The following is a 23,633-nucleotide window of genomic DNA, read 5'->3' as shown; positions in this document are numbered from 1 at the left end:
GGCGAGGCCAACACCTCGCCGTTAGTTTTTCTGCATGCCGACGTGTGGAATATTATCTTCCAGATAAACGTCCGTGACCGCCCGGAAGCCCAGGCGACCATAAAAGCCTTCCAGATGCGCCTGCGCGGACAGATACACCGCCCGCTGCGGCCAGTGCTGTTCGCAGCTGTTCAGCGCCTGCTCCATCAGCCGATAGCCCAGTTTCAGGCCGCGCGCCTCTTCCGACACAATCACCCGACCAATGGTCACCGGCGAGGAAGCCAGCGCGGGCGTCAGGAGACGCGCATACGCCAGCAGTTTGCCATCAAGAAAGCCCAGCAGATGGCGGTTATCAGCTGTCAAATCCTGGCCATCTATATCCTGATACGGACAGGCCTGTTCGACGATAAACACCTGATTGCGCAGCGCCAGCACGGTATACAGCTGCTGCGCGGTCAGTTCACTGTGGTGGCAATCAAGCCATTGCATATCCATCGTGCTTCCTTGTCTGAGCGAAAAAAGTGATCTTCACAGCCTATCACAGCGCATGCGCTAAACGCAGTGGGCAGCACGTAACAGGGGCGGACACGCGGAGCAATGTGATCAAACTCTCAAATTGCAGGCAAAAAAAAATCAGGCCCGCAGGCCTGATTGTGAAGATGACGCGCTGTTTACATCAGCGGCTGGGCCAGCTGCACCAGCGTGATGAGCGGCTGCGGATAAACACCGAGCAGCAACACGAGGATAGCGGAGATCAGCACCACCACACCACCGGCGGTGAACGCCCAGTTGGCCGGGGTATCGCGGGTGTGCAGTTCCGGCGGGCTGAGGTACAGGCTCACCGTAACGCGCAGGTAGTAATACAGACCAATGGCGCTACCGGCGACAACCGCCGCGGTCAGCCACCACAGATGCGCGTTAACACCGGACGCGATGACGTAAAACTTACCGATAAAGCCCAGCGTCATCGGGATACCGGCCAGCGACAGCATCATCACCGTCATCACGGCGGAGAGAATCGGACGATGCCAGAACAGACCACGATACGAGTAAAGCGTATCCGCATCCGGACCACGGTACGGGCTCGACATCAGGCTGACCACACCGAAGGCGCCCAGACTGCTGAACAGGTAACCGGCCAGATAGACACCGGCGGTTTCCAGCGACAGCTGATGGGTTTTCACCGCAATCAGCGCCACCAGCAGATAGCCAAGATGCGCGATAGATGAATAACCGAGCAGACGCTTGATGTTGCTCTGCGAAATCGCCATCAGGTTACCGAACAGGATCGAGACGAAGGCAATCACACCCAGCACGGTGCGCACCGCTTCACTGTCGGTTACCGGTGCGTACATGAACAGACGCATGATGACCGCAAAGATAGCGATTTTGCTGGCGGTGGCGAGGAAGGTCGAGACCGGAGCCGGCGCGCCCTGATAAACGTCTGGCGTCCACAGATGGAACGGCACCAGCGACAGTTTGAAGCCAAGACCGATGATCATCATGCCCAGCCCGACCAGCAGCAGCGGCTGCTGAATCATGCTGTCATTCAGGCTCTTGCCGAGCTGCACAAAGCTCAGGCTGCCGGAATCGGCGTAGACCAGCGCAATACCGAAGATCAGGAATGAGGAAGCCGCAGCCGACAGAATCATGTACTTCAGTGCCGCTTCCAGCGAGCGCTTCTGACGGAAGGCGTAGCCGATGAGACCAAACAGCGGCAGCGACAGCAGTTCGATACCGATGAACAGCGCCGCCAGATGATTGGCGCTGGCCAGCACAATCCCGCCCAGCGCCGCAATCAGCACCAGCAGATAGAACTCATCTTTGTTGTCCGGGAAACCGGCCAGCCACGGATAAGCAAAGGTGCAGGTTGCCAGACTCGCCAGCATCACCAGCGCGGTATAGAACATCGAATAGCCATCCACGCGCAGCAGCGGCGTGACATCCATGGCGCCCACGTGGCCCACAAACCACAGCGACAGCAGCGCGAGGTTGAGACCGATGACCGTCAGCGTGGCATTAACAAAGTGGTTGCGTCGCCACGCAATGGACAGCATCACAACCACCACCGTCAATCCGACGATTAACAGCGGTAGCAACGCGATCAATTGTTGAGGAGTTATTGTCATGGCGAATTACGGCCTTGTAGTTGAAATTGAAGCGGTAAACCACTGCTGAATATTGCTCATCGCAGCATGGGACGTGTCGAGGATTGGCTGCGGGTAAACGCCCAGCAGCACCAGCAGCACGACCAGTACACCGATGGTCAGGAATTCGCGCGGCGACATTCCAGCCAGCGGCTCTTTTGATTTGGCTTCGCCGTAGTAAGCGCGCTGCATCATGATCAGCGAGTACACCGAGGCAAATACCAGGCCGAAGGTGGCAATCACGATAATCAACGGCACCACCTGATAGCTGCCGGTCAGAATCATGAACTCACCCACAAAGTTACCGGTGCCCGGCATACCGAGGTTGGCCACGGCAAAGAACAGCGACAGGCCCGGAATCCACTTGATGCGCGACCACAGGCCGCCCATCTGGCGCATGTCACGGGTATGCAGACGTTCATACAGCTGACCGCACAGGATGAACAGCGCCGCGGCCGACAGGCCGTGCGCAATCATCTGCACCACCGCGCCCTGGAACGCCAGCTGGCTGCCGGTGTAGATGGCAATCAGCACGAAGCCCATGTGCGAAATCGAGGTGTAGGCGATCAGGCGTTTGATATCGGTCTGCGAGAACGCCATCCAGGCGCCGTAGAAGATACCGATGATGCCGAGCCACATGGCGATCGGTGCGAACTCCGCCGAGGCATTCGGGAACAGCGGCAGGCTAAAACGCAGCAGGCCGTAAGCCGCAGTTTTCAGCAGGATACCGGCAAGGTCAACCGAACCGGCGGTCGGTGCCTGGCTGTGGGCATCCGGCAGCCAGCCGTGCAGTGGTACCACCGGCATTTTCACCGCAAAGGCGATGAAGAAGCCGAGCATCAGCAGATACTCAACGGTGTGTGACATCGGCGTTTTCAGCAGCTCTTCATAGCTGAACGTCCAGACGCCAGTGGCGTTGTAGTGCACGAACACCAGCGCCAGAATGGCAATCAGCATCACCAGACCTGACGCCTGGGTGTAGATGAAGAATTTGGTTGCCGCGCTGATACGGGTTTTCCCGTCAGACGCTTTGTGACCCCAGAGCGCGATGAGGAAGTACATCGGCACCAGCATCATTTCCCAGAAGAAGAAGAACAGGAACATGTCGATGGCGAGGAACACGCCGATCACGCCGCCGAGAATCCACATCAGGTTGAGGTGGAAGAAGCCCTGATACTTTTCGATTTCATTCCACGAGCAGAGAACCGCCATCAGACCCAGCAGGCCGGTCAGCACCACCATCAGCAGCGACAGGCCATCCAGCGCCAGATGGAAATTAATGCCAAAGCGTGGGATCCACGACACCAGGAAAGTCGACTGCCACTGCGGCAGGCCCGCAGCCTGCGTCAGCGAATAGCCGCCCTGCAGCCACAGCTGCAGGCCCAGCGCCAGCGTCAGCCCCATGGTGATCAGGGCAATCCAGCGCGGCACCTTCGCGCCAAGGCGCTCAGCCAGCCAGCAAAGCAAGCCCCCAACAAAGGGTATAATTATTAGCCAAGGTAATAACACGGCGTACATTCCCTATTTTCGTCTTCGTTCAGGCTATCGGACGCGCCTGTTTCGCCTCGCCCGCGCGGGCAACGTTCACGTATTACTACGCGCCGGTTGCTGCGCTGACGAACACCAAACTGACTGCGTTGATCTCACCCGTGCATCAGACAATTTTGAACATTCTTACGTGGGGCGCTAAACCATCGCGCGCCCCGCTCATCAATCGTTAAATCACCAGCATCAGCGCCAGCACCACCACGGCACCGACGCTCATCGACGCGATATACCAGCGCAGATAGCCGTTCTCACTCACCACCAGACCTTTATTACCGATGCGCGACAGCAGCGCCGGCAGGTTCATCAGTGAATTGAGCGGATCGCGCTGCAGCAGCCAGGCAATGCCAAGGTACGGTTTAACAAATACCTTGTCGTACAGCCAGTCGAAGCCCCAGGCCGCAAACCACCAGGTGCCGAAGAAACGGCCCGGCGCGCTGTTGGCGATGCGGGTGACCAGCTGACGTTTGCCCAGCCACAGCGCGGCGGCAATCAGGATTCCGATAATCGCCACGGCACCCGAGGTGATTTCCAGCGCCACTTTGCCGGTTTCACCAAACTCGTTCTGTGGCAGCACGCCCGCCAGCGGAGGCGTAATCAGCGCGCCAACGAAGGTCGAGAGTACCAGCAGCACAATCAGCGGCAGATGATGCGTAATGCCTTTACCGGCATGCGCATGAATTTTCTCTTCGCCGTGGAACACGATGAAGATCATGCGGAAGGTGTAGATTGAGGTAAGGAATGCACCCACCAGACCGGCGACCATCAGATTGATGTGACCGTTAGCCAGCGCACCGAACAGAATCTCGTCCTTACTATAGAAGCCGGCGGTAATCAGCGGCAGCGCGGCCAGCGCAGCACCGCCCACCAGGAAGCAGACATACACCAGCGGGATGCTCTTACGCAGACCGCCCATTTTGAAAATGTTCTGCTCGTGATGACAGGCCAGAATCACGGAACCGGAGGAGAGGAACAGCAGCGCCTTGAAGAACGCATGGGTCATCAGGTGGAAAATCGCAGCGTCCCACGCCTGTACGCCCAGCGCCAGGAACATGTAGCCGATCTGACTCATGGTGGAGTAAGCCAGCACGCGTTTGATGTCGGTCTGCACCAGCGCGGCGAAGCCCGCCAGCACCAGCGTAATCGCACCAACGATACCCACCAGATGCAGCACTTCCGGCGTCAGCAGGAACAGACCGTGGGTGCGGGCAATCAGATAGACGCCTGCGGTTACCATGGTGGCAGCGTGGATCAGCGCGGAGACCGGCGTCGGACCGGCCATCGCATCGGCCAGCCACGTCTGCAACGGCAGCTGTGCCGATTTACCCACGGCACCGCCCAGCAGCATCAGCGTCGCCCACTGCAGCATGTGGTTGTCCGCCGCGAAGTGCGCCGGGGCCAGCTCCATCAGCTCACGGAAGTTCAGCGTACCCAGTTCGTTGTAGAGAATGAACAACGCAAAGGCGAGGAACACGTCACCGACACGGGTGATGATGAAGGCTTTCATCGCCGCTTTGCCGTTTTCCGGATTGCTGTAGTAGAAGCCAATCAGCAGGTAGGAACACAGCCCTACCCCTTCCCAGCCCAGGTACATCAGCATCAGGTTATCGGCCAGCACCAGCACCACCATGCTCGCGATGAACAGGTTAGTGTAAGCGAAGAAGCGTGAATAACCCTCTTCACCGCGCATGTACCACGAAGCGAACATGTGGATGAAGAAGCCGACGCCGGTGACCACCGACAGCATGGTCAGCGACAGACCATCCAGCACCAGGTTCACTTTGATGTCAAAGTTACCCACGTGCATCCAGGTCCACAGCGCCTGAGTAAATGGCTGCTGGCCATGACTAAAGAAGTCCACACCCACAAATACGGTGGTCAGCGCCGCAAGGCCCACTGAACCCATCCCCACCGCAGCCGACAGGTTCTCCGACCAGCGACCACGGGAAAACGCCAATAGCAGGAAGCCAATCAGCGGAAATAATACGGTTAAATAGAGAAGATTCATCCGCGCATCTCGCTCACTGTGTCAATGTTCAGCGTCTGACGACGACGATAGAGCTGGAGCAGCAGCGCCAGACCAATACTGGCTTCCGCCGCCGCGAGGCTGATTGCCAGGATATACATCACCTGACCGTCGGCTTGTCCCCAGTAGCTGCCTGCCACCACCAGCGCCAGCGCCGCGGCATTGATCATGATCTCCAGACCGATCAGCATAAACAGCAGGTTGCGGCGCAGTACCAGCGAGGTCAGGCCGAGAACAAACAGCACAGCAGCCAGAATCAGGCCGTGTTGTAACGGGATCATGCGTGCTCCTCCTTATTGGCCGCCGCGTCTGACACGCGGTTGCTCAGCACTTCGCCCTGACGATCTTCACGTCCGATATGGAACGCCACCACCAGACCGGCCAGCAGCAGCATTGACGCCAGCTCAACCGCCAGAACATACGGGCCAAACAGACTGATGCCCACCGCTTTGGCATCGATGACGGTGCCGTCAATACCCTGATCGGTTGCGGTCAGGATGGCGTAGATCATCACCACCAGCAGCAGCAGCGAGACAATGCCCGGACCGATCCACAGCGACGGCTTCAGCCATTCGCGCTCCTGATCCTGCTGGGTTTTGCCCAGGTTGAGCATCATCACTACGAACACAAACAGCACCATGATGGCACCGACATAGACGATGATCTCCAGCGCACCGGCAAAATAGGCACCCATTGAAAAGAACACGCCGGCAATCGACAGTAGCGAAACAATCAGGTACAGCAGCGCATGTACCGGATTGGTGTGGGTGATGACGCGCAATGTCGTCAGCACCGCCACCAGTCCGCAAAGATAAAACGCAAATTCCATACCTGGCTCCTTAAGGTAATAAGCCTTTAACGTCGATCGGTTTGGCTTCGTTTTCCGCGTCGCCTTTGTCTTTACCGTCGATCGCCATACCTGCCATGCGGTAGAAGTTGTACTCCGGATATTTACCCGGACCGGAAATCAGCAGGTCTTCCTTCTCATACACCAGATCCTGACGCTTGAACTCACCGAGTTCGAAGTCCGGCGTCAGCTGAATCGCGGTGGTCGGGCACGCTTCTTCACATAAACCACAGAAGATGCAGCGCGAGAAGTTGATGCGGAAAAATTCCGGATACCAGCGGCCATCCTGCATCTCCGCTTTCTGCAGCGAAATACAGCCGACCGGGCAGGCAACGGCGCACAGGTTACAGGCCACGCAGCGCTCTTCGCCGTCCGGATCGCGCGTCAGCACGATACGGCCACGGTAGCGCGGCGGCAGATAAACCGGCTCTTCCGGATACATCTGGGTTTCGCGCTTGGCGAAGGCATGCATGCCAATCATCCAGATACTGCGCACTGTCGTGCCGAAGCCAACGACAATATCTTTTAAAGTCATCTCAAAACCCCTTACTGCGCGTTGTACAGAATCACTGCGGCAGTGGCCAGCAGGTTCAATAACGTCAACGGCAGACATACTTTCCAGCCGAACGACAGCACCTGGTCATAGCGTGGACGCGGCAGCGCAGCACGAATCAGGATAAACATCACCATAAAGAACGCCGTTTTCAGGGCGAACCAGATGAACGGCGGCAGGAACGGACCGTGCCAGCCACCAAAGAACAGGGTGACGATCAGCGCCGATACGGTAGTAATGGCCACGTACTCACCGACAAAGAACAGGCCGAACTTCATCCCGGCATATTCGATGTGGTAACCGTCGGCCAGCTCCTGTTCCGCTTCCGGCTGGTCAAACGGATGACGGTGGCACACCGCGACGCCGGCAATACAGAAGGTCACGAAGCCAAAGAACTGCGGGATGATGTTCCACAGATGGGTCTGGCTCTCAACGATGGCGTTCAGGTTAAAGGAACCCGCCTGCGCCACCACGCCCATCAGCGACAGGCCAAGGAACACTTCGTAGCTCAGGGTCTGCGCGGAGGCACGCATTGCACCGAGCAGCGAGTATTTGTTGTTACTCGACCAGCCCGCGAACAGTACGGCGTATACCGCCAGACCCGCCATCATCAGGAAGAACAACAGACCGATGTTCAGGTCGGTGACCATCCAGCTCGGTGAAACCGGCACAATCGCGAACGCCAGCAGCAGCGAAACGAAGGCGATAACCGGTGCCAGGGTAAAGATGAAGCGATCGGTAAATGGCGGAACCCAGTCCTCTTTAAAGAACATTTTGATCATGTCCGCCGCCAGCTGCAGCGAGCCGCCCCAGCCTACGCGGTTCGGTCCATAACGGTTCTGCCACAGGCCGAGCAGACGACGCTCGGCAAAGCTCATGAAGGCACCACAGGCCACCACCACCAGCAGGATGACAATGGCTTTCACCACCTGCAGGATGATGTCAATAACGTCCGGTGTCAGCCAGCTCATTGCGCTGCCTCCTGCAGTTTGTCAATTTGCGCACCCGCGAGGAACGGCGGTACACCCGGCATGCCAAGCGGCAGACCCACCTGCCCCGCCTGCAGTGCCGCAGAGAAGCGCACCGGCAGACGCAGCGTTTCACCGGCGCAAACCAGCTCCACGGACGCACCGTTATTAACGCCCAGCTTCTCAGCATCTGCCGGGTTGATCACCAGCGTGGCCGGTGCCATGCGTTTCTGGAAGGTTGACGAGCGCTGAGTCATCTCTTCACTACCAAACAGCTGATAGTAAGGTGCCACGCGATACTGGCTGCCGCCCACGAAGCGTGCCGGAACCTGGCTGAACCAGTCCAGTGCACTTTCGCTGGCTTCAAACAGACGCACGCCCGGATCGCCATGACGCAGTTTACCGCCCACTTCCGCCTGGAACTTGTTCCACGCCTGCGGTGAGTTCCAGCCTGGTGCCCAGGCAAAAGGAATCTGCGAACGCGGTGCCGACGGCTGGTTGTTACCTTCCATGGAGAAGGCAAACATGGTGTCTTTATCCTGCGGCTGACGCGGTTCGTGCACGCTGATGTTGGCGCGCGCGGCGGTACGGCCACTGGCGCGATGCGGTGAACGCGCCAGTTTCTGGCCACGAATACGGAAGCTGGCGTCCGGCGCCGCGTCCTTAATCCCTTTCAGCTGCGGCAGCGCCAAGATCGCGGCATCAATCACGTGGTCGAGCTGCGTCCAGTCAATCTGGCGGCTCTCGACAGCGCTGTGCAGCGAATGCAGCCAGCGCCAGCTCTCCAGCATCACCACGCTGTCGTCGTAGTAGGCCGGATCGTAAACCTGGAAGAAGCGCTGGGCGCGACCTTCATGGTTGATGGAGGTGCCGTCGCTCTCGGCAAAGCTGGCGGTGGAGAGCACCAGACCGGCTTTCTCCAGCGTGGCGGTGCGTTGATGATCAACCACAATCACATGCGCGGTGTTATGCAGTGCCGCATCGACGGTGGCTTTCGGCGCGTGACGGTAGAGATCGTTCTCCAGCACCACCAGCGCTTCCGCTTCGCCTTTATCCAGCTGCTCCAGCGCGCTGTCCAGCGACTGGCCGCCCATCAGGCCGAGACCAAAGCTGTTGGCCGCGCCGGCGAGGAAGGTGATACCCACGTCGGCACCGCGCGCTTTCAGCGCTTTAGCCACGTTGGCTGCCGCTTCAATCATTGCCGTGCTGCCCGAGTGGGTGCCGGAAATGATCAGCGGTTTTTTCGCGCCGGCCAGCGCCTGTACCACCACGTCCAGCTTGCCGTTCAGGCTGCTGTCAAAATCGCTAACCGCCGGTGCGCTGTCATCCAGCGCGTGCGCGATGGCGAAGCCCAGGCGTGCCTGATCTTCCACCGGTGCGCGATAGCTCCACGCGGCGATATCATCGAGACGGGTTTCATCAACGTTAGTGACAAACAGCGGATGTTTGGCGTGCTGACCAATGTTGAGGATGGCGGCGATCTGCCAGTCCGCAACTTTCTGAGCGGCGGCCATTTCGCGTGCTTTGCCTTTAACGGCCTGACGCACCGACAGCGCCACGCGGGCACCAACCTGAGTCAGGTCTTCACCCAGCACCAGCACGGCGTCATAGCTTTCAATTTCACGCAGCGATGGCGTGTAGATGCCGCCCTGCTGCAGCACTTTCAGCATCAGCTCAACCCGCGCCTGCTCAGCTGCCGGCATACCGGTTGAGAAGTTTTCTGCGCCCACCAGTTCGCGCAGCGCGAAGTTGCTTTCGATACTGGCGCGTGGCGAACCGATACCGATCACCTTCTTCGCCTGACGCAGGATATCCGCGGCGGCATTAACCGCCTGCTCTGCGTTCAGCGTGATGCGGTCGCTACCGCGCAGCTGTTCCGGATGACGCGGACGATCTTTACGGTTTACGTAGCCATAGCCGAAACGGCCACGGTCGCACAGGAAGTAGTGGTTCACCGATCCGTTGTAGCGGTTTTCGATACGACGCAGCTCGCCATAGCGCTCGCCCGGGCTGGTGTTACAACCTACGCTGCACTGCTGGCAGATGCTGGGCGCAAACTGCATATCCCACTTACGGTTATAGCGTTCAGAGTGGGTTTTATCGGTGAACACGCCGGTCGGGCAGATTTCTACCAGGTTACCGGAGAATTCGCTCTCCAGCGTGCCATCTTCCGGACGGCCAAAGTAGACGTTGTCATGCGCGCCGTACACGCCAAGATCTTTGCCATCGGCGTAATCTTTGTAGTAGCGCACGCAGCGGTAACAGGCGATACAGCGGTTCATCTCATGCGAGATAAACGGCCCGAGATCCTGATTCTGATGGGTACGCTTGGTAAAACGGTAGCGACGGAAGCTGTGTCCCGTCATTACCGTCATATCCTGCAGGTGACAGTTACCGCCCTCTTCGCACACCGGACAGTCGTGCGGGTGGTTGGTCATCAGCCACTCCACCACGCTTTCACGAAACTCTTTCGCTTCGCCATCGTCGATGGAGATAAAGGTGCCGTCAGACGCAGGCGTCATGCAGGACATGACGAGGCGACCACGGGTATCTTCGGCATTCTGGAATTGCTTCACCGCGCACTGGCGGCAGGCTCCCACGCTTCCCAGCGCCGGATGCCAGCAAAAATAAGGAATATCAAGGCCCAGAGACAGACACGCCTGCAGCAGGTTGTCCGCTCCGTTCACATCATATTCTTTACCGTCTACATGGATTGTAGCCATAGTGAACATGCTTCCGTAAGGCTCGTCCGCAGACGAGCGTTAAACATCTAATTCCTGCCCCGCAGCCTCAGGCCCGGGCGATTCCGTGTACGACGGCGGCTTACCAGCGCGCTTTCAGCAGGTTAGGCTGAATCCCGCCAATGGCGCGGGTATTGCCAAACACCTGCGGCGCAATGCCAGCTTCAAACTCGTCACGGAAATATTTAATCGCGCTCTGCAGTGGCTCAACGGCACCCGGTGCGTGGGCGCAGAACGTCTTGCCCGGACCGAGCTGGCGGCACAGCTGCAGCAGGGTTTCGATATCCCCCGGCTGGCCTTTTTTCTGCTCCAGCGCACGCAGGATCTTCACGCTCCATGGCAGACCATCACGGCACGGCGTACACCAGCCGCACGACTCGCGCGCAAAGAACTCTTCGAGGTTGCGTACCAGCGACACCATATTGATTTCGTGGTCGACCGCCATCGCCAGCGCGGTACCCAGACGGCTGCCGGCTTTGCCGATGCTGGCAAATTCCATCGGCAGGTCGAGGTGCTGCTCGGTCAGGAAGTCGGTACCGGCTCCGCCCGGCTGCCAGGCTTTGAACTTGAGGCCATCGCGCATACCGCCGGCATAATCCTCAAGGATTTCGCGTGCGGTGGTGCCAAACGGCAGCTCCCACACGCCCGGATTTTTCACCCGGCCGGAGAAGCCCATCATCTTGGTGCCAGTGTCTTCGCTGCTGGAGATGTTTTTGTACCACTCCACGCCATTCAGGAAGATCGCCGGCACGTTCGAGAGCGTCTCAACGTTATTGACGCAGGTCGGTTTGCCCCAAACGCCGGCACTGGCCGGGAACGGCGGCTTGGAGCGCGGGTTAGCGCGGCGCCCTTCCAGCGAGTTGATCAGCGCGGTCTCTTCGCCGCAGATATAGCGGCCCGCACCGGTGTGAACAAACAGTTCGAAATCGAAGCCGGTACCGAGAATGTTTTTACCGAGATAGCCCGCGGCAGTAGCTTCGGCGATGGCACGACGCAGATTTTCCGCGGCTTCGATGTATTCACCGCGCAGGAAGATGTAGCCACGGTAGGCTTTCAGCGCAAACGCACTGATTAGCATGCCTTCCACCAGCTGGTGCGGTAACTGCTCCATCAGCAGGCGGTCTTTATAAGTGCCTGGTTCCATCTCATCGGCGTTACACAGCAGGTAACGGATGTTCATGGATTCATCTTTGGGCATCAAGCTCCACTTCAGGCCGGTGCTGAAGCCGGCACCGCCGCGCCCTTTCAGGCCGGAATCCTTCACCGCGGCGACGATCTCGTCCTGGCTCATGCCCTTCAGCGCTTTATCGGCGCCAACGTAGCCGTTTTTACTGCGGTATTCATCGAACCATACCGGCTGTTTGTCGTCACGCAGACGCCAGGTCAGCGGATGGGTTTCCGCAGTACGAATGATCTGTTTAATGGTCATTGATACTGCTCCAGCAGATTGGCGATGCCTTCCGGCGTCAGGTGAACGTGGGTATCTTCATCCACCATCATGGTCGGGCCTTTGTCACAGTTGCCGAGGCAGCAGGTTGGCAGCAGCGTAAAGCGACCATCCGGCGTGGTTTGTCCTGGCTTAATGTTCAGGTTCTGCTCCAGCGCCGCCTGAATGCCCTGGTAACCGGTGATGTGGCACACCACGCTGTCGCAGTAGCGAATCACGTGGCGGCCAACCGGCGTACGGTAGATCTGGCTGTAAAACGTCGCCACACCTTCTACGTCGCTGGCCGGAATGCCCAGTACCTCAGCAATCGCGTTGATGGCACCGTCCGGCACCCAGCCGCGCTGCTTCTGCACGATCTTCAGCGCTTCAATCGACGCCGCGCGCGCATCTTCATAGTGATGTTTTTCATGCTCAATAGCGTGGTGCTCGGCCTCGCTCAGCACAAAGACCTCAGTCGGGTCGATGGTTTGAATGGCAATTTTTTGATCGTGCATAATTAGCGGTCCACGTCTGACATAACAAAATCGATACTACCGAGGTACACGATCAGGTCGGATACCAGGCTGCCGCGGATCACCGAAGGGATCTGCTGCAGATGCGGGAAGCTCGGCGTACGCACGCGGGTGCGGTAGCTCATGGTGCTGCCATCGCTGGTCAGGTAGTAGCTGTTAATCCCTTTCGTCGCTTCAATCATCTGGAACGATTCGTTGGCCGGCATTACCGGGCCCCACGAAACCTGCAGGAAGTGCGTGATCAGGGTTTCAATGTGCTGCAGCGTGCGCTCTTTCGGTGGCGGCGTGGTCAGCGGATGATCGGCCTTGAACGGACCTTCCGGCATGTTTTTCAGGCACTGCTCAAGGATACGCAGCGACTGCCACATCTCTTCCATCTTCAGCTGCACGCGGGTGTAAGCGTCGCTGATACCCGCACCGACCGGCACCTCGAAGTCGAAGTTTTCATAGCCGGAATAGGGACGCCATTTACGCACGTCGAAATCCAGACCGGTGGCGCGCAGACCGGCACCGGTGGTGCCCCACGCCAGCGCTTCGTCCATGTTATAGGCGGCCACGCCCTGCGAACGGCCCATCAGCACGGTGTTGCGCAGCGCAGCTTTGTCGTACTCTTTCAAACGCTTCGGCATCCAGTCGAGGAACTCGCGCAGCAGACGTTCCCAGCCTTTCGGCAGATCGTGCGCCACACCGCCGATGCGGAACCACGCCGGGTGCATACGGAAACCGGTGATCGCTTCCACCACGTCATAAATTTTCTGACGGTCGGTAAAGGCAAAGAACACCGGCGTCATGGCACCGACGTCCTGAATAAAGGTGGAGATGTACAGCAGGTGGCTGTTGATACGGAACAGCTCTGACAGCATCACGCGAATCACATTCACGCGATCCGGTACGGTGATGCCCGCCAGCTTTTCCACCGCCAGCACGTAAGGCATTTCGTTTACGCAACCGCCGAGGTACTCGATACGGTCGGTATACGGAATATAGCTGTGCCACGACTGACGCTCGCCCATCTTCTCCGCGCCGCGATGGTGGTAACCCACGTCCGGCACGCAGTCGACGATCTCTTCGCCATCCAGCTGCAGAATGATGCGGAACGCACCGTGCGCTGAAGGGTGGTTCGGACCGAGGTTGAGGAACATGAAGTCCTCATTGGTGGTGCCACGCTTCATGCCCCAGTCTTCCGGCTTGAAGGTCAGTGACTCCATCTCCAGATCTTCTTTCTGCTTAGTCAGCGTGAAAGGATCGAACTCGGTGGCGCGCGCCGGGTAGTCTTTACGCAGCGGGTGCCCTTCCCAGGTCTGCGGCATCATGATGCGCGTCAGGTGCGGGTGGCCGTTGAAGGTGATACCAAACATCTCCCAGGTTTCGCGCTCATACCAGTTGGCGTTAGCGAAAATTTTGGTGATGGTGGGCACATTCAGATCGTTTTCAGACAGCGCCACCTTGAGCATGATGTCGCGGTTGCGTTCAATCGACAGCAGGTGATAGAAAACGGAAAAATCCGCGGCGGGCAGACCGGCGCGGTGGGTACGTAAACGCTCATCGAAACCGTGCAGGTCATAGAGCATGACGTACGGCTTCGGCAGCTTACGCAGGAATTCAATGATTTCCAGTAGCTGTTCACGCTTCACCCAAACGACCGGAATGCCGGTGCGGGTGGCCTGAACGGTAAAGGCATCCGGCCCAAAACGGTTACGCAGCTCGCCGATCACCGGATCATCCAGGTGATCCCGGGTTTGCCATGCAGGCTGAGCGAGATCTTGCGTGGTTAAATCTGTCATACGTTACTCACCATTCCGGCCTGTAATCAGGCACTCAAAAGAAGGCGTCAGGATGGCGGCACACACTACGTTGTCATTATCTGCTGCGGCCGTGGCTCCATCCGTGTACGGGGTGCTTAAACTTCGTCTGGGGTTCTCAGGTTGGTGACGGCAATACGCTCACCGCGCTTTCTTTCACGCTCAGACTGCATATTGGCGCGATACACGCCCTGATCGCCAACCACCCACGAGAGTGGACGACGTTCTTTGCCGATGGACTCACGCAGCAGCAGCAGCGCCTGCATGTAAGCTTCCGGACGTGGCGGACAACCCGGGATATACACATCAACCGGCAGGAATTTATCCACACCCTGCACCACCGAATAGATGTCATACATGCCGCCGGAATTGGCGCAGGCCCCCATCGAAATCACCCATTTTGGTTCCAGCATCTGGTCATACAAACGCTGAATCACCGGCGCCATTTTGGTAAACGGCGTACCGGCGATCACCATAAAGTCAGCCTGACGTGGCGAGGCGCGCATTACTTCTGCACCGAAACGCGCCACATCATGTACTGCGGTGAATGACGTGGTCATTTCCACGTAGCAACAGGAAAGGCCGAAGTTATACGGCCAGAGAGAGTTTTTACGACCCCAGTTCACCATGTCATGCAGGGCGTGCTCGAGCTTGCCCATATAGACGCTGCGATGAACGTGCTGCTCCAGAGGATCGGTAACAATCTCCTGTTTCTGCAGGGGATAACGGTCGTTATCGCCCCCGTTCGGGTCTACGCGTGTCAGCGTGTAGTCCATCTTATTGCCTCGCTTTTACTGCTTATGAGGGTTGGTGTGACTGTGGCTGACCGGGCTCGATTTAACGACTACGCGACGACGCGCAGGCGCCCAATCCAGCGCACCGATGCGCACCAGATAAACCAGGCCTGCCAGGAGCACCAAAATGAAAATTGCGGCTTCGACAAAGCCGACCCAGCCGCTTTCGCGAATGGAGGTCGACCATGCGTATAGATAGAGGGCTTCGACGTCGAAAATGACGAAAAACATCGCAACCAGATAGAATTTTGCCGAGAGGCGGATATGGGTATCACCGACGGATTCGATACCGGATTCAAACGGCGTGTCTTTGTGGCGCGCGCGTGCACGTCCACCTAACAACCAGCCACCGGTTAACATAAAGGCACACAGGCCAAACGCGATAACAATGAAAATAATAAACGCCCAGTGATGAGCGATGACTTCTGTGGTTGTTGACATACTCTTTGCTTACTCATCAAAAGTGGCGATGGCATCCTGCACTGTCGCAGCAAACACACCACATCGATTCAAGGGAAGGATAAAAAACCTTATAAACTTTGCTGTCTTTATCAATTAAGCAGCAATTTTATGGGGTTTTTTACTCCTTTCTATAACCTTTTGTCAACTTTGACAAAAGTATCCAAACATTAATTTACACCCGCATCATATTATTAACATATGCACCCCTGAGCGCCAGCTAAATCGCTTCAGTTTGTACGGTTAATTTCAGTGTAGCGGGTATTCACATGCATGGATCGTGCATTTAACAATCATAGTTTGACAGGTCTTGCGCGGATTTCCCCCCCCTTATCGGGGGTATTTTTTTGATCCAGAACACATATTGACGTTTTTTGCTGGAAAAACCGGCAGGCGGTCCGACGAAAGACGGAGATAAAGTTGGCACGAAATGATAAATAAATTCCGCGCAGGATGAAAATGAAACACATTTCACTTTTCAGGAAGTTAGTGAAATTATCAGGTGCAAATCGTGCTAAAAAAGCGGAAATAACCGCCATAAAAAAAGCCTTAGCTGATTTTCATCAGGCTAAGGCTCTTTTCTCTAACTTTTAACAATTATCTGGCATGCCGGTTGTGACGGATTACCAGTAACGGTCAACCTTACTCTTCATCATCCAGCAGCAGCGTACCGTCCGGATTCGCGCTCAGATTGTAAGGATCGTTAGTGGACTGCATCGCGTTGAAGATGGCCAGTGCCAGCTCATTATCGCTGTCCGGATTACGGCACAGCAAATATTGCGTATCCGGCAGCACCGGCAGGCCTTCTGCCGCCCCCATCACGCGCAGCTCCGGGCTCATCATTTCAACCGGACGCGCGGTGACACCCAGCCCCGCTTTTACCGCCGCACGTACCGCCGCCAGCGTGGAAGCCACGTAGGAGATACGCCACGGGATACCCGCTTCGTTGAGATGATCGATCGCCATGTCACGGTACGGGCTTGGCTCATCCAGCAGCACCAGCGGAATGGCTTCACCGCGCTGGAAAATGTAATCTGCCGCGCAGTACCACAGCGTTGGCGAGGTGCGCAGCACCTGGTAGGTGAAGTTACCCGGACTGGAGGTGGTCACCACCAGATCCACTTCGCCCTGGTTCAGCATCTCCATCATAAACGGATTACGCTTCACGCGGACGTCGATTGCCAGTTTCGGATACACTGACGTTACGCGGTTAAGCAGAAACGGCAGAATGGTATCAGAGGTATCGTCAGACGCGCCAATCGTCAGCACGCCCTGGATATTGCTGTACATTAAAGAAGTGCAGGCTTCATCGTTGAAACGCAGGATCTTCCTGGCGTAGCCAAGCAGCTGAATACCATGCTCAGTCAGCAATTTGTTACGTCCATGTCTGGCAAACAGCTCTTTACCTACCAATTGTTCCAGACGTTGCATCTGCTGGCTTACGGCTGATTGCGTTCTGCATACTGCTGCAGCGGCGGCTGCAAAGGTATTCAGGTCAGCAACGGCGACAAAAGTACGCAGCAGATCGAGGTCGAGATTCAGTATCGGACGATTTGCATTAGTCATGTTATTTCTTCACTTATAAGATTTTTTGAAACTACTACCCTGGTGTATTACCATACTTAACAAAGAGATAAGTGGTAATGGTGCTTAATGATCGCCCTGTGTGAAGGCGCTCATGAAAAAATCGAGTCAGGCGGATGCCGACGAACACATCACCGCAAAACGGGCAATGGCGTCGTAAAAGTCAGAACAACTTCCTGGGCCAGGGACGTCAGTAGAACGTTGCTGGAAGCTGTGTAGTTGCCTGGTTTCCCGCCAAACTGTCCTGCGGGGCAAAAAGGAATAACATCTTGTTATGCTGATGCGAAGCGATAAAGTGCATCAAATAATAAATTATACTTAATCATTTTTACGCTATAAATGGAAATGTTTTTGTTCAAAACATCGTAATTTTTGACCAAAAGCCATTTCCGGCACATCCTGCCACAACGCTGCTGATTTTTTAACCCGCCTGGTTCTTAAACTGAATGATAAGCGTTAAAGTGACAGCGTAAATGCTATTTAAGCCGCTGCCACGCGGTTTTATCCCCGGCTGACGGGGCCTGGTTTCAACCGCCTGGCGTAGCAAATAACCGTCGTCATCGCCTCATGCCAGATAGTGCTTAATCATTGCTGCACATTTTTTCGGCATCTAACAAGATTCCTTTAACTATTTCATCAAGTCGCTAACCATTCCTCAGACCGCAGTTAAATGAAAAATTGCTGAATGGCGCGGCGCGCGGCTGGATATCCCGGTTTACAGGCGACCCGATCAGCGCAAGCATTTAATGTTGACTCCTGCCATTTTAATAGATAATTAAACCAGTTTTAATAGTTAAAAATGCGTTTCGCGCCACTGAATCCGGCAAAGCCTGGCTATCGCGCCAAAACCCAGCGCTGCCCTTCTTTTGTTACGGTGAGAGGAGTAAATTGAGCAGGTTTGATTTTAGTGGCAGGTTAAAAGGACTCTGCCCATTAAGGCGGTAACGATGAATTTTCAAATTGATAAATCCGGCAAGCTGGAAAATGTCTGTTACGACATTCGTGGCCCGGTACTGAAAGAAGCTAAACGTCTCGAAGAAGAAGGCAACAAAGTTCTCAAACTCAACATCGGCAACCCTGCCCCGTTTGGTTTTGAAGCCCCAGATGAAATCCTGGTAGACGTGATTCGTAACCTGCCGAGCGCGCAAGGCTATTGCGACTCGAAAGGCCTGTATTCAGCACGTAAAGCCATCATGCAGCACTACCAGGCGCGCGACATGCGCGACGTTACGGTAGAAGATATCTATATTGGCAACGGCGTGTCTGAACTGATCGTACAGGCGATGCAGGCGCTGCTGAACAGCGGCGATGAGATGCTGGTGCCCGCGCCAGATTATCCGCTGTGGACGGCGGCGGTTTCGCTGTCGAGCGGCAAAGCGGTGCACTATCTGTGCGACGAATCCGCGGGCTGGTTCCCGGATCTGGATGATATCCGCAGCAAAATCACACCGCGTACCCGCGGGATCGTGATCATCAACCCCAACAACCCGACCGGTGCGGTGTACAGCAAAGAGCTGCTGCTGGAGATCGTGGAGATCGCCCGCCAGCATAACCTGATCATCTTCGCCGACGAGATCTACGACAAGATTCTGTATGACGAAGCCCAGCATCATTCGATTGCCGCGCTGGCACCGGATCTGCTGACCGTGACCTTCAACGGGCTGTCCAAAACCTACCGCGTGGCCGGTTTCCGCCAGGGCTGGATGGTACTGAACGGACCGAAGAAGCACGCCAAAGGCTATATCGAAGGTCTGGAGATGCTGGCCTCGATGCGTCTGTGCGCTAACGTGCCAGCGCAGCATGCCATTCAGACTGCGCTGGGCGGCTATCAAAGCATCAGCGAGTTTATCGCGCCGGGTGGACGGCTGTTCGAGCAGCGCCAGCGCGCCTGGGAACTGATCAACGATATTCCCGGCGTCAGCTGCGTGAAGCCGCAGGGCGCGCTCTATATGTTCCCGCGCATCGATGCTAAGAAATTCAACATCATGGACGACCAGAAAATGGTGCTGGATTTCCTGCTGCAGGAAAAAGTGCTGCTGGTGCAGGGCACTGCCTTTAACTGGCCGTGGCCGGATCACGTGCGCATCGTTACCCTGCCGCGCGTGGACGACCTCGAGATGGCCATCAACAAGTTTGGTCGCTTCCTGCAAGGCTATCGCCAGTAATCTGTGACGCGTATACTGTTTGACTTTCGGGGAGCCGCACAAGCTCCCCGCCGTGCAACAGGAACCGTCCATGACCCGTAGCCACTTTTTCGCCCACCTCTCCCGCCTGAAACTCATCAACCGCTGGCCGCTGATGCGCAATGTGCGCACGGAAAATGTCTCCGAGCACAGTCTGCAGGTCGCCATGGTGGCGCATGCGCTGGCCATCATTAAAAACAAAAAATTTAACGGCAATCTGAATGCCGATCGCATCGCCATGCTGGCGCTGTATCACGATGCCAGCGAAGTGCTGACCGGCGATTTGCCCACGCCGGTAAAGTACTACAACGCGCAGATTGCCCATGAATACAAGAAGATTGAAAAGGTTGCGCAGCACAAGCTGATTGAGATGCTGCCGCCTGAGTTGCAGGACGCATATCGTCCGCTGCTGGATGAGCACCTGCATAGCGAGAGCGAGCAGGCGGTGGTAAAACAGGCTGATGCGCTGTGCGCCTACCTCAAGTGCCTTGAAGAACTATCGGCCGGCAACAACGAGTTTCTGCTGGCCAAAGCCCGTCTGGAGAAGACGCTGGCGCAGCGGCGATCGCCGGAGATGGATTACTTCGTTGAAGTCTTCATCCCCAGCTTCAGCCTGTCGCTGGATGAAATTTCCCAGGATACGCCGCTGTAACCTGCGCCGCTCAGCGTGGGCTGTTTCAGGCGCGGAGCGTCACGCTGAAGTAACCGTCCAGCTGTTTACTGATGTGCAGCGGCTGCAGATTTTCCACCTGCAGCGCCACTTCACTCAGGCGTGGCGCATCGGCCGGCGGATTGACCGCCACCACCGCGCTGCCCGCTTCCAGCCCGGCGATAATGCCCGCCGGTGCATCTTCCACCACCACGCATTCTGGCGCAGAAAGCCCGAGCCGCTCAGCGCCCAGCAAATAAGGTTCAGGATTGGGCTTACCGAATTTAATGTCCTCGGCGGTAATAAACACCTCCGGCAGCGGTAAACCGGCCGCTTTGTGACGGGCATGCGCCACCGGGATCGATCCCGAAGTCACAATCGCCCAGGGAATGTCGAGTGCGTTCAGGGTGGTCAGCAACGCGTGTGCACCGGCAATCGCCTGCACGCCTGCCGTGTCTTCTGCTTCCAGCTGCTCCAGCCAGCGAAATTCGGCCTGGATCGCTGCTTCAGACTGGCCCGCCATAAAGTGGCGCAGCGAGTTGATCGCCGGTTTGCCGTGAATGTAGTCCAGCACCTGCTGCGCAGCAAGGCCGTGGCGTGCGCCCCAGCTTGACCAGGCGCGATTCACGGCCGGCAGTGAATCCACCAGCGTCCCGTCTAAATCAAACAGAAAACCCCTGTACTTCACACGTTGCTCCTTATTCAGGCATTGAGGATTTGCGCGATCTCATTCTCGCTGAGGTGATACTGACGCGGACAAGTGTGCCACACCGCCAGCATGCGTTGGTATTTTTCCCACATCGGGGTTTGCGCATTGAAGCCGTGGGTGCCGGAATCGAAATGGGTATAGCGCCCTTCCACGTTAACCATAAAGCGTACGTAGCCGAGGTAACGCGCTTCGGTGGCCGCGTCGAAGCCGAGAAACGCCAGGCGACGCTCTTCAATGTTGCACGGCGCCTTGTGATTGGACCAGGAAACATGCAGCGCATGATGCATTTCCATAATGTCGATCAGCGTACGGCAGGTCGCCTCGCTCAGCTCGCCGAACTCTTTGTCCAGCTCGCGCAATTGCAGTCCATAGCCGCGTTCAATAATAGTCTGATAGCGGCGATAGCGCTCGGCGTTATCCGGCTCAAGCATCGCCATCATCTGGTATTGATTAGAAAGAATCAGTCGCTGTGCATGGGTCATTTCCATGGTTTACTCCCGGGCCGCAGGGCCGCTTAAGTTTTAAACAATGCAGAAATGATTACACAATGAAAGCGATGCGTGTATGTCCGCATCACTATTCTTTGATTTGAACCGGGATTGGGCGCAAATTCTCTGGCAGAGAAAAGCGCCATTTGATCAAAGATCGTCGAGGAAAGTACGGTCGAGCTGCTTAAAAGCACGCTTGAGCACATCCGCCAGCGCCTGGTAAGTCGGCTTGCCGTCGACGGGGGCAATGGCCTGTCCGGCCTCTTCCAGTTTGGCGCGCACTTCGTGGAACCAGTGCAGCAGCGTTGGCGGCAGCGGCGTGACGGAACGTTTACCCAGCCACCATAATCCCTGCATCGGCAGGCTACAGGCAAACAGCGCGGTGGCAATCGCCGGGCCGAGTTGCCCGCCGAGCGCGATTTGCCACGTCAGCGTAAAAATGGCCAGCGGTGGCATAAAGCGAATCGCAAAGCGGGTTGCCGTCACCACACGGTTCTCAGGAAACACCGGCGCCAGACGTTTGTCGGCGGGCCAGGTTTTCATGTAGTGCTGGCCGCGCTGAAATAAGCCGAACCAGCCTGGATTGCCTGCGTCATTCGCCATGGTAGACCTCAACTATTACTGCAACATTTAAAAAAATTTTATAACTACACAACTTTACGTGACATCCTTCAAAAGATTTTGTCTTTGCGGGTCACAGTGGGTATTCTGACGCCGTTTTTGCAACATTACCGGAAGCCGCAGCTCAATAAAAGAGCGCGCTGGAGCCATGTTTCGCTTCGTGGATTTCAAAAATCTGCGTAAAATTACCGAAATTTTTTGCGTGTCGTTTCTTTTTTGACTAGCGCATGATGTTAATCATTAATCTACCAGCTTTCATAGGCTACGCTGTTAGTCTGATTGCGTTATTTTTAGCCACTATTTAACAAAATAGGTACTTCCATGTCGACGAAGTTAGTACTGGTCCTCAACTGCGGCAGCTCCTCTCTTAAGTTTGCCATTCTCAATCCAGCCAGCGGTGACGAATACCTTTCCGGTCTGGCGGAGTGTTTCCACCTGCCGGAAGCGCGCATCAAGTGGAAACTGGACGGCAGCAAACAGGAAGCCCCGCTCGGCGCGGGCGCAGCGCACAGCGAAGCGCTGAACTTCATCGTTAAAACTATTCTGGCACAAAAACCAGAGCTTTCGGCACAAATCGCTGCAATCGGCCATCGTATCGTTCACGGCGGCGAGCAGCTGACGCAATCGGTGGTGATTGACGAGTCCGTCATTCAGGGCATTAAAGACGCGTCGTCTTTCGCGCCACTGCACAATCCGGCGCACCTGATCGGTATCGACGAAGCGATGAAAAACTTCCCGCACCTGTCGGATAAAAATGTCGCCGTTTTCGACACCGCCTTCCATCAGACTATGCCGGAAGAGTCCTATCTCTATGCCCTGCCGTACAACCTGTATAAAGAGCACGGCGTGCGCCGCTACGGCGCGCACGGCACCAGTCACTACTATGTGACGCAGGAAGCCGCCAAAATGCTGAACAAGCCGGTCAGCGAGCTGAACATCATCACCTGCCATCTCGGCAACGGCGGTTCTGTTGCGGCCATCCGTAACGGCCAGTGCGTAGATACCTCAATGGGTCTGACACCGCTGGAAGGTCTGGTGATGGGCACCCGCAGCGGTGACATCGATCCGGCTATCGTCTTCTTCCTGCACGATACGCTGGGCATGAGCGTGGATGCGATCAACAAACTGCTGACCAAAGAGTCCGGCCTGCTGGGCCTGACCGAAGTCACCAGCGACTGCCGTTACGTGGAAGATAACTACGCCACCAAAGACGATGCCAAACGTGCGATGGATGTGTTCTGTCACCGCCTGGCGAAGTACATCGGCAGCTACACCGCGCTGATGGAAGGCCGTCTGGATGCGGTGGTGTTTACCGGCGGTATCGGTGAAAACGCGGCGATGGTGCGTGAGCTGGCGCTGGACAAACTGGGTCTGCTTGGCTTCGAGGTTGACCACGAGCGCAACCTGGCTGCACGCTTCGGCAAGTCCGGCTTCATCAATAAAGAAGGTACCCGCCCGGCGGTGGTGATTCCAACCAATGAAGAGTGGGTCATCGCCCAGGACGCCGCGCGCCTCACCGCGTAATGTTTCTCTCCGTCAGCTTCGGCTGACGGTGTTGTTTTTGACACCCTGTAACACC

21 protein-coding genes and 1 pseudogene are annotated in these 23,633 nt (G+C 56.5%); 4 read left to right on the top strand and 18 right to left on the bottom strand.

Annotation, left to right across the window (positions count from 1 at the left end; translation table 11 throughout):
* Positions 1-21 precede the first annotated feature (21 nt).
* From AC6I8P_RS06455 to AC6I8P_RS06390, 14 genes and pseudogenes are all read right to left on the bottom strand, one after another.
* On the bottom strand, positions 22-474 hold the full coding sequence (locus AC6I8P_RS06455) for a GNAT family N-acetyltransferase (protein WP_021509225.1): 453 nt from the start codon (positions 472-474) through the stop codon (positions 22-24).
* Positions 475-650: 176 nt separating this feature from the next.
* Positions 651-2,108: an NADH-quinone oxidoreductase subunit NuoN gene (nuoN, locus tag AC6I8P_RS06450; protein ID WP_031280039.1), complete on the bottom strand. Its 1,458-nt coding sequence runs from the start codon at positions 2,106-2,108 to the stop codon at positions 651-653.
* A 6-nt stretch (positions 2,109-2,114) separates the two neighbouring features.
* Positions 2,115-3,635: an NADH-quinone oxidoreductase subunit M gene (nuoM, locus tag AC6I8P_RS06445; RefSeq protein ID WP_031280038.1), complete on the bottom strand. Its 1,521-nt coding sequence runs from the start codon at positions 3,633-3,635 to the stop codon at positions 2,115-2,117.
* 208 nt (positions 3,636-3,843) lie between these two features.
* Positions 3,844-5,679, bottom strand: coding sequence for an NADH-quinone oxidoreductase subunit L (gene nuoL, locus AC6I8P_RS06440; RefSeq protein WP_058775806.1), 1,836 nt, complete (start codon positions 5,677-5,679; stop codon positions 3,844-3,846).
* A complete protein-coding gene (nuoK, locus tag AC6I8P_RS06435; protein WP_013509877.1) occupies positions 5,676-5,978 on the bottom strand; it encodes an NADH-quinone oxidoreductase subunit NuoK in 303 nt (100 codons plus the stop codon). Before nuoK ends, nuoL begins: the two co-directional genes overlap by 4 nt.
* A complete protein-coding gene (nuoJ, locus tag AC6I8P_RS06430; RefSeq protein WP_498031068.1) occupies positions 5,975-6,526 on the bottom strand; it encodes an NADH-quinone oxidoreductase subunit J in 552 nt (183 codons plus the stop codon). The genes nuoK and nuoJ overlap by 4 nt, the downstream gene beginning before the upstream one ends.
* Before the next feature lie 10 nt (positions 6,527-6,536).
* Positions 6,537-7,079 carry an NADH-quinone oxidoreductase subunit NuoI gene (nuoI, locus tag AC6I8P_RS06425; RefSeq protein WP_021509220.1) on the bottom strand — a complete coding sequence of 181 codons (543 nt, stop codon included), beginning with the start codon at positions 7,077-7,079 and terminating at the stop codon, positions 6,537-6,539.
* Between the two features lie 11 nt (positions 7,080-7,090).
* Positions 7,091-8,068: an NADH-quinone oxidoreductase subunit NuoH gene (gene nuoH / locus AC6I8P_RS06420; protein WP_021509219.1), complete on the bottom strand. Its 978-nt coding sequence runs from the start codon at positions 8,066-8,068 to the stop codon at positions 7,091-7,093.
* Positions 8,065-10,788: an NADH-quinone oxidoreductase subunit NuoG gene (gene nuoG / locus AC6I8P_RS06415; RefSeq protein ID WP_498031067.1), complete on the bottom strand. Its 2,724-nt coding sequence runs from the start codon at positions 10,786-10,788 to the stop codon at positions 8,065-8,067. The genes nuoH and nuoG overlap by 4 nt, the downstream gene beginning before the upstream one ends.
* A gap of 100 nt (positions 10,789-10,888) precedes the next feature.
* Positions 10,889-12,229 (bottom strand): NADH-quinone oxidoreductase subunit NuoF, encoded by a 1,341-nt coding sequence (gene nuoF, locus AC6I8P_RS06410; protein WP_031280037.1) that lies wholly within the window; start codon positions 12,227-12,229, stop codon positions 10,889-10,891.
* A 2-nt stretch (positions 12,230-12,231) separates the two neighbouring features.
* A pseudogene (gene nuoE, locus AC6I8P_RS06405) lies at positions 12,232-12,775 on the bottom strand (NADH-quinone oxidoreductase subunit NuoE).
* Positions 12,750-14,549, bottom strand: a complete 1,800-nt coding sequence (gene nuoC, locus AC6I8P_RS06400; protein ID WP_031280036.1) for an NADH-quinone oxidoreductase subunit C/D — start codon at positions 14,547-14,549, stop codon at positions 12,750-12,752. Before nuoC ends, nuoE begins: the two are co-directional and overlap by 26 nt.
* A gap of 116 nt (positions 14,550-14,665) precedes the next feature.
* A complete protein-coding gene (locus AC6I8P_RS06395) occupies positions 14,666-15,343 on the bottom strand; it encodes a NuoB/complex I 20 kDa subunit family protein (protein ID WP_021509214.1) in 678 nt (225 codons plus the stop codon).
* A gap of 15 nt (positions 15,344-15,358) precedes the next feature.
* Positions 15,359-15,802 carry an NADH-quinone oxidoreductase subunit A gene (locus tag AC6I8P_RS06390; protein ID WP_136545532.1) on the bottom strand — a complete coding sequence of 148 codons (444 nt, stop codon included), beginning with the start codon at positions 15,800-15,802 and terminating at the stop codon, positions 15,359-15,361.
* A 477-nt stretch (positions 15,803-16,279) separates the two neighbouring features.
* Here AC6I8P_RS06390 and AC6I8P_RS06385 point away from each other — a divergent pair, with 477 nt between their 5' ends.
* Entirely contained in the window at positions 16,280-16,414 is a 135-nt protein-coding gene (locus tag AC6I8P_RS06385; protein WP_021509212.1) for a hypothetical protein, read from the top strand.
* Between the two features lie 48 nt (positions 16,415-16,462).
* On the opposite strand, the gene lrhA is transcribed toward AC6I8P_RS06385, so the two are convergent.
* Positions 16,463-17,386: a transcriptional regulator LrhA gene (gene lrhA / locus AC6I8P_RS06380; protein ID WP_021509211.1), complete on the bottom strand. Its 924-nt coding sequence runs from the start codon at positions 17,384-17,386 to the stop codon at positions 16,463-16,465.
* Positions 17,387-18,351: 965 nt separating this feature from the next.
* On the opposite strand from lrhA, the gene AC6I8P_RS06375 reads away from it, so the two are divergent.
* On the top strand, positions 18,352-19,569 hold the full coding sequence (locus tag AC6I8P_RS06375) for a pyridoxal phosphate-dependent aminotransferase (RefSeq protein WP_021509208.1): 1,218 nt from the start codon (positions 18,352-18,354) through the stop codon (positions 19,567-19,569).
* A gap of 70 nt (positions 19,570-19,639) precedes the next feature.
* Positions 19,640-20,239 (top strand): 5'-deoxynucleotidase, encoded by a 600-nt coding sequence (gene yfbR / locus AC6I8P_RS06370; protein WP_477529554.1) that lies wholly within the window; start codon positions 19,640-19,642, stop codon positions 20,237-20,239.
* A gap of 25 nt (positions 20,240-20,264) precedes the next feature.
* On the opposite strand, the gene AC6I8P_RS06365 is transcribed toward yfbR, so the two are convergent.
* The 3 genes from AC6I8P_RS06365 to yfbV all read right to left on the bottom strand — a co-directional run bounded on the left by AC6I8P_RS06365 (position 20,265) and on the right by yfbV (position 22,036).
* On the bottom strand, positions 20,265-20,924 hold the full coding sequence (locus tag AC6I8P_RS06365; RefSeq protein ID WP_058780303.1) for a sugar phosphatase: 660 nt from the start codon (positions 20,922-20,924) through the stop codon (positions 20,265-20,267).
* Between the two features lie 14 nt (positions 20,925-20,938).
* On the bottom strand, positions 20,939-21,433 hold the full coding sequence (locus AC6I8P_RS06360; RefSeq protein WP_021509205.1) for a YfbU family protein: 495 nt from the start codon (positions 21,431-21,433) through the stop codon (positions 20,939-20,941).
* 150 nt (positions 21,434-21,583) lie between these two features.
* Entirely contained in the window at positions 21,584-22,036 is a 453-nt protein-coding gene (gene yfbV / locus AC6I8P_RS06355; protein ID WP_021509204.1) for a terminus macrodomain insulation protein YfbV, read from the bottom strand.
* A 339-nt stretch (positions 22,037-22,375) separates the two neighbouring features.
* Here yfbV and ackA point away from each other — a divergent pair, with 339 nt between their 5' ends.
* Positions 22,376-23,578, top strand: a complete 1,203-nt coding sequence (ackA, locus tag AC6I8P_RS06350) for an acetate kinase (RefSeq protein WP_021509203.1) — start codon at positions 22,376-22,378, stop codon at positions 23,576-23,578.
* Positions 23,579-23,633: the final 55 nt, after the last annotated feature.

This window comes from gamma proteobacterium symbiont of Lampromicra miyakona, assembly GCF_059730895.1.
The sequence above is the reverse complement of the archived record's forward strand: the minus strand, read 5'-3'. Positions and strand labels throughout refer to the sequence as shown.

What these genes read in the sequence shown, in the direction of transcription:
- AC6I8P_RS06360 (WP_021509205.1), bottom strand. Translation starts at nt 21,433, where the DNA reads ATGGAAATGACCCATGCACAGCGACTGATTCTTTCTAATCAATACCAG.
- lrhA (WP_021509211.1), bottom strand. Translation starts at nt 17,386, where the DNA reads ATGACTAATGCAAATCGTCCGATACTGAATCTCGACCTCGATCTGCTG.
- ackA (WP_021509203.1), top strand. Translation starts at nt 22,376, where the DNA reads ATGTCGACGAAGTTAGTACTGGTCCTCAACTGCGGCAGCTCCTCTCTT.
- AC6I8P_RS06395 (WP_021509214.1), bottom strand. Translation starts at nt 15,343, where the DNA reads ATGGACTACACGCTGACACGCGTAGACCCGAACGGGGGCGATAACGAC.
- AC6I8P_RS06385 (WP_021509212.1), top strand. Translation starts at nt 16,280, where the DNA reads ATGAAACACATTTCACTTTTCAGGAAGTTAGTGAAATTATCAGGTGCA.
- nuoC (WP_031280036.1), bottom strand. Translation starts at nt 14,549, where the DNA reads ATGACAGATTTAACCACGCAAGATCTCGCTCAGCCTGCATGGCAAACC.
- AC6I8P_RS06390 (WP_136545532.1), bottom strand. Translation starts at nt 15,802, where the DNA reads ATGTCAACAACCACAGAAGTCATCGCTCATCACTGGGCGTTTATTATT.
- nuoG (WP_498031067.1), bottom strand. Translation starts at nt 10,788, where the DNA reads ATGGCTACAATCCATGTAGACGGTAAAGAATATGATGTGAACGGAGCG.
- AC6I8P_RS06375 (WP_021509208.1), top strand. Translation starts at nt 18,352, where the DNA reads ATGAATTTTCAAATTGATAAATCCGGCAAGCTGGAAAATGTCTGTTAC.
- nuoN (WP_031280039.1), bottom strand. Translation starts at nt 2,108, where the DNA reads ATGACAATAACTCCTCAACAATTGATCGCGTTGCTACCGCTGTTAATC.
- AC6I8P_RS06455 (WP_021509225.1), bottom strand. Translation starts at nt 474, where the DNA reads ATGGATATGCAATGGCTTGATTGCCACCACAGTGAACTGACCGCGCAG.
- nuoJ (WP_498031068.1), bottom strand. Translation starts at nt 6,526, where the DNA reads ATGGAATTTGCGTTTTATCTTTGCGGACTGGTGGCGGTGCTGACGACA.
- nuoI (WP_021509220.1), bottom strand. Translation starts at nt 7,079, where the DNA reads ATGACTTTAAAAGATATTGTCGTTGGCTTCGGCACGACAGTGCGCAGT.
- nuoL (WP_058775806.1), bottom strand. Translation starts at nt 5,679, where the DNA reads ATGAATCTTCTCTATTTAACCGTATTATTTCCGCTGATTGGCTTCCTG.
- nuoH (WP_021509219.1), bottom strand. Translation starts at nt 8,068, where the DNA reads ATGAGCTGGCTGACACCGGACGTTATTGACATCATCCTGCAGGTGGTG.
- nuoK (WP_013509877.1), bottom strand. Translation starts at nt 5,978, where the DNA reads ATGATCCCGTTACAACACGGCCTGATTCTGGCTGCTGTGCTGTTTGTT.
- yfbV (WP_021509204.1), bottom strand. Translation starts at nt 22,036, where the DNA reads ATGGCGAATGACGCAGGCAATCCAGGCTGGTTCGGCTTATTTCAGCGC.
- yfbR (WP_477529554.1), top strand. Translation starts at nt 19,640, where the DNA reads ATGACCCGTAGCCACTTTTTCGCCCACCTCTCCCGCCTGAAACTCATC.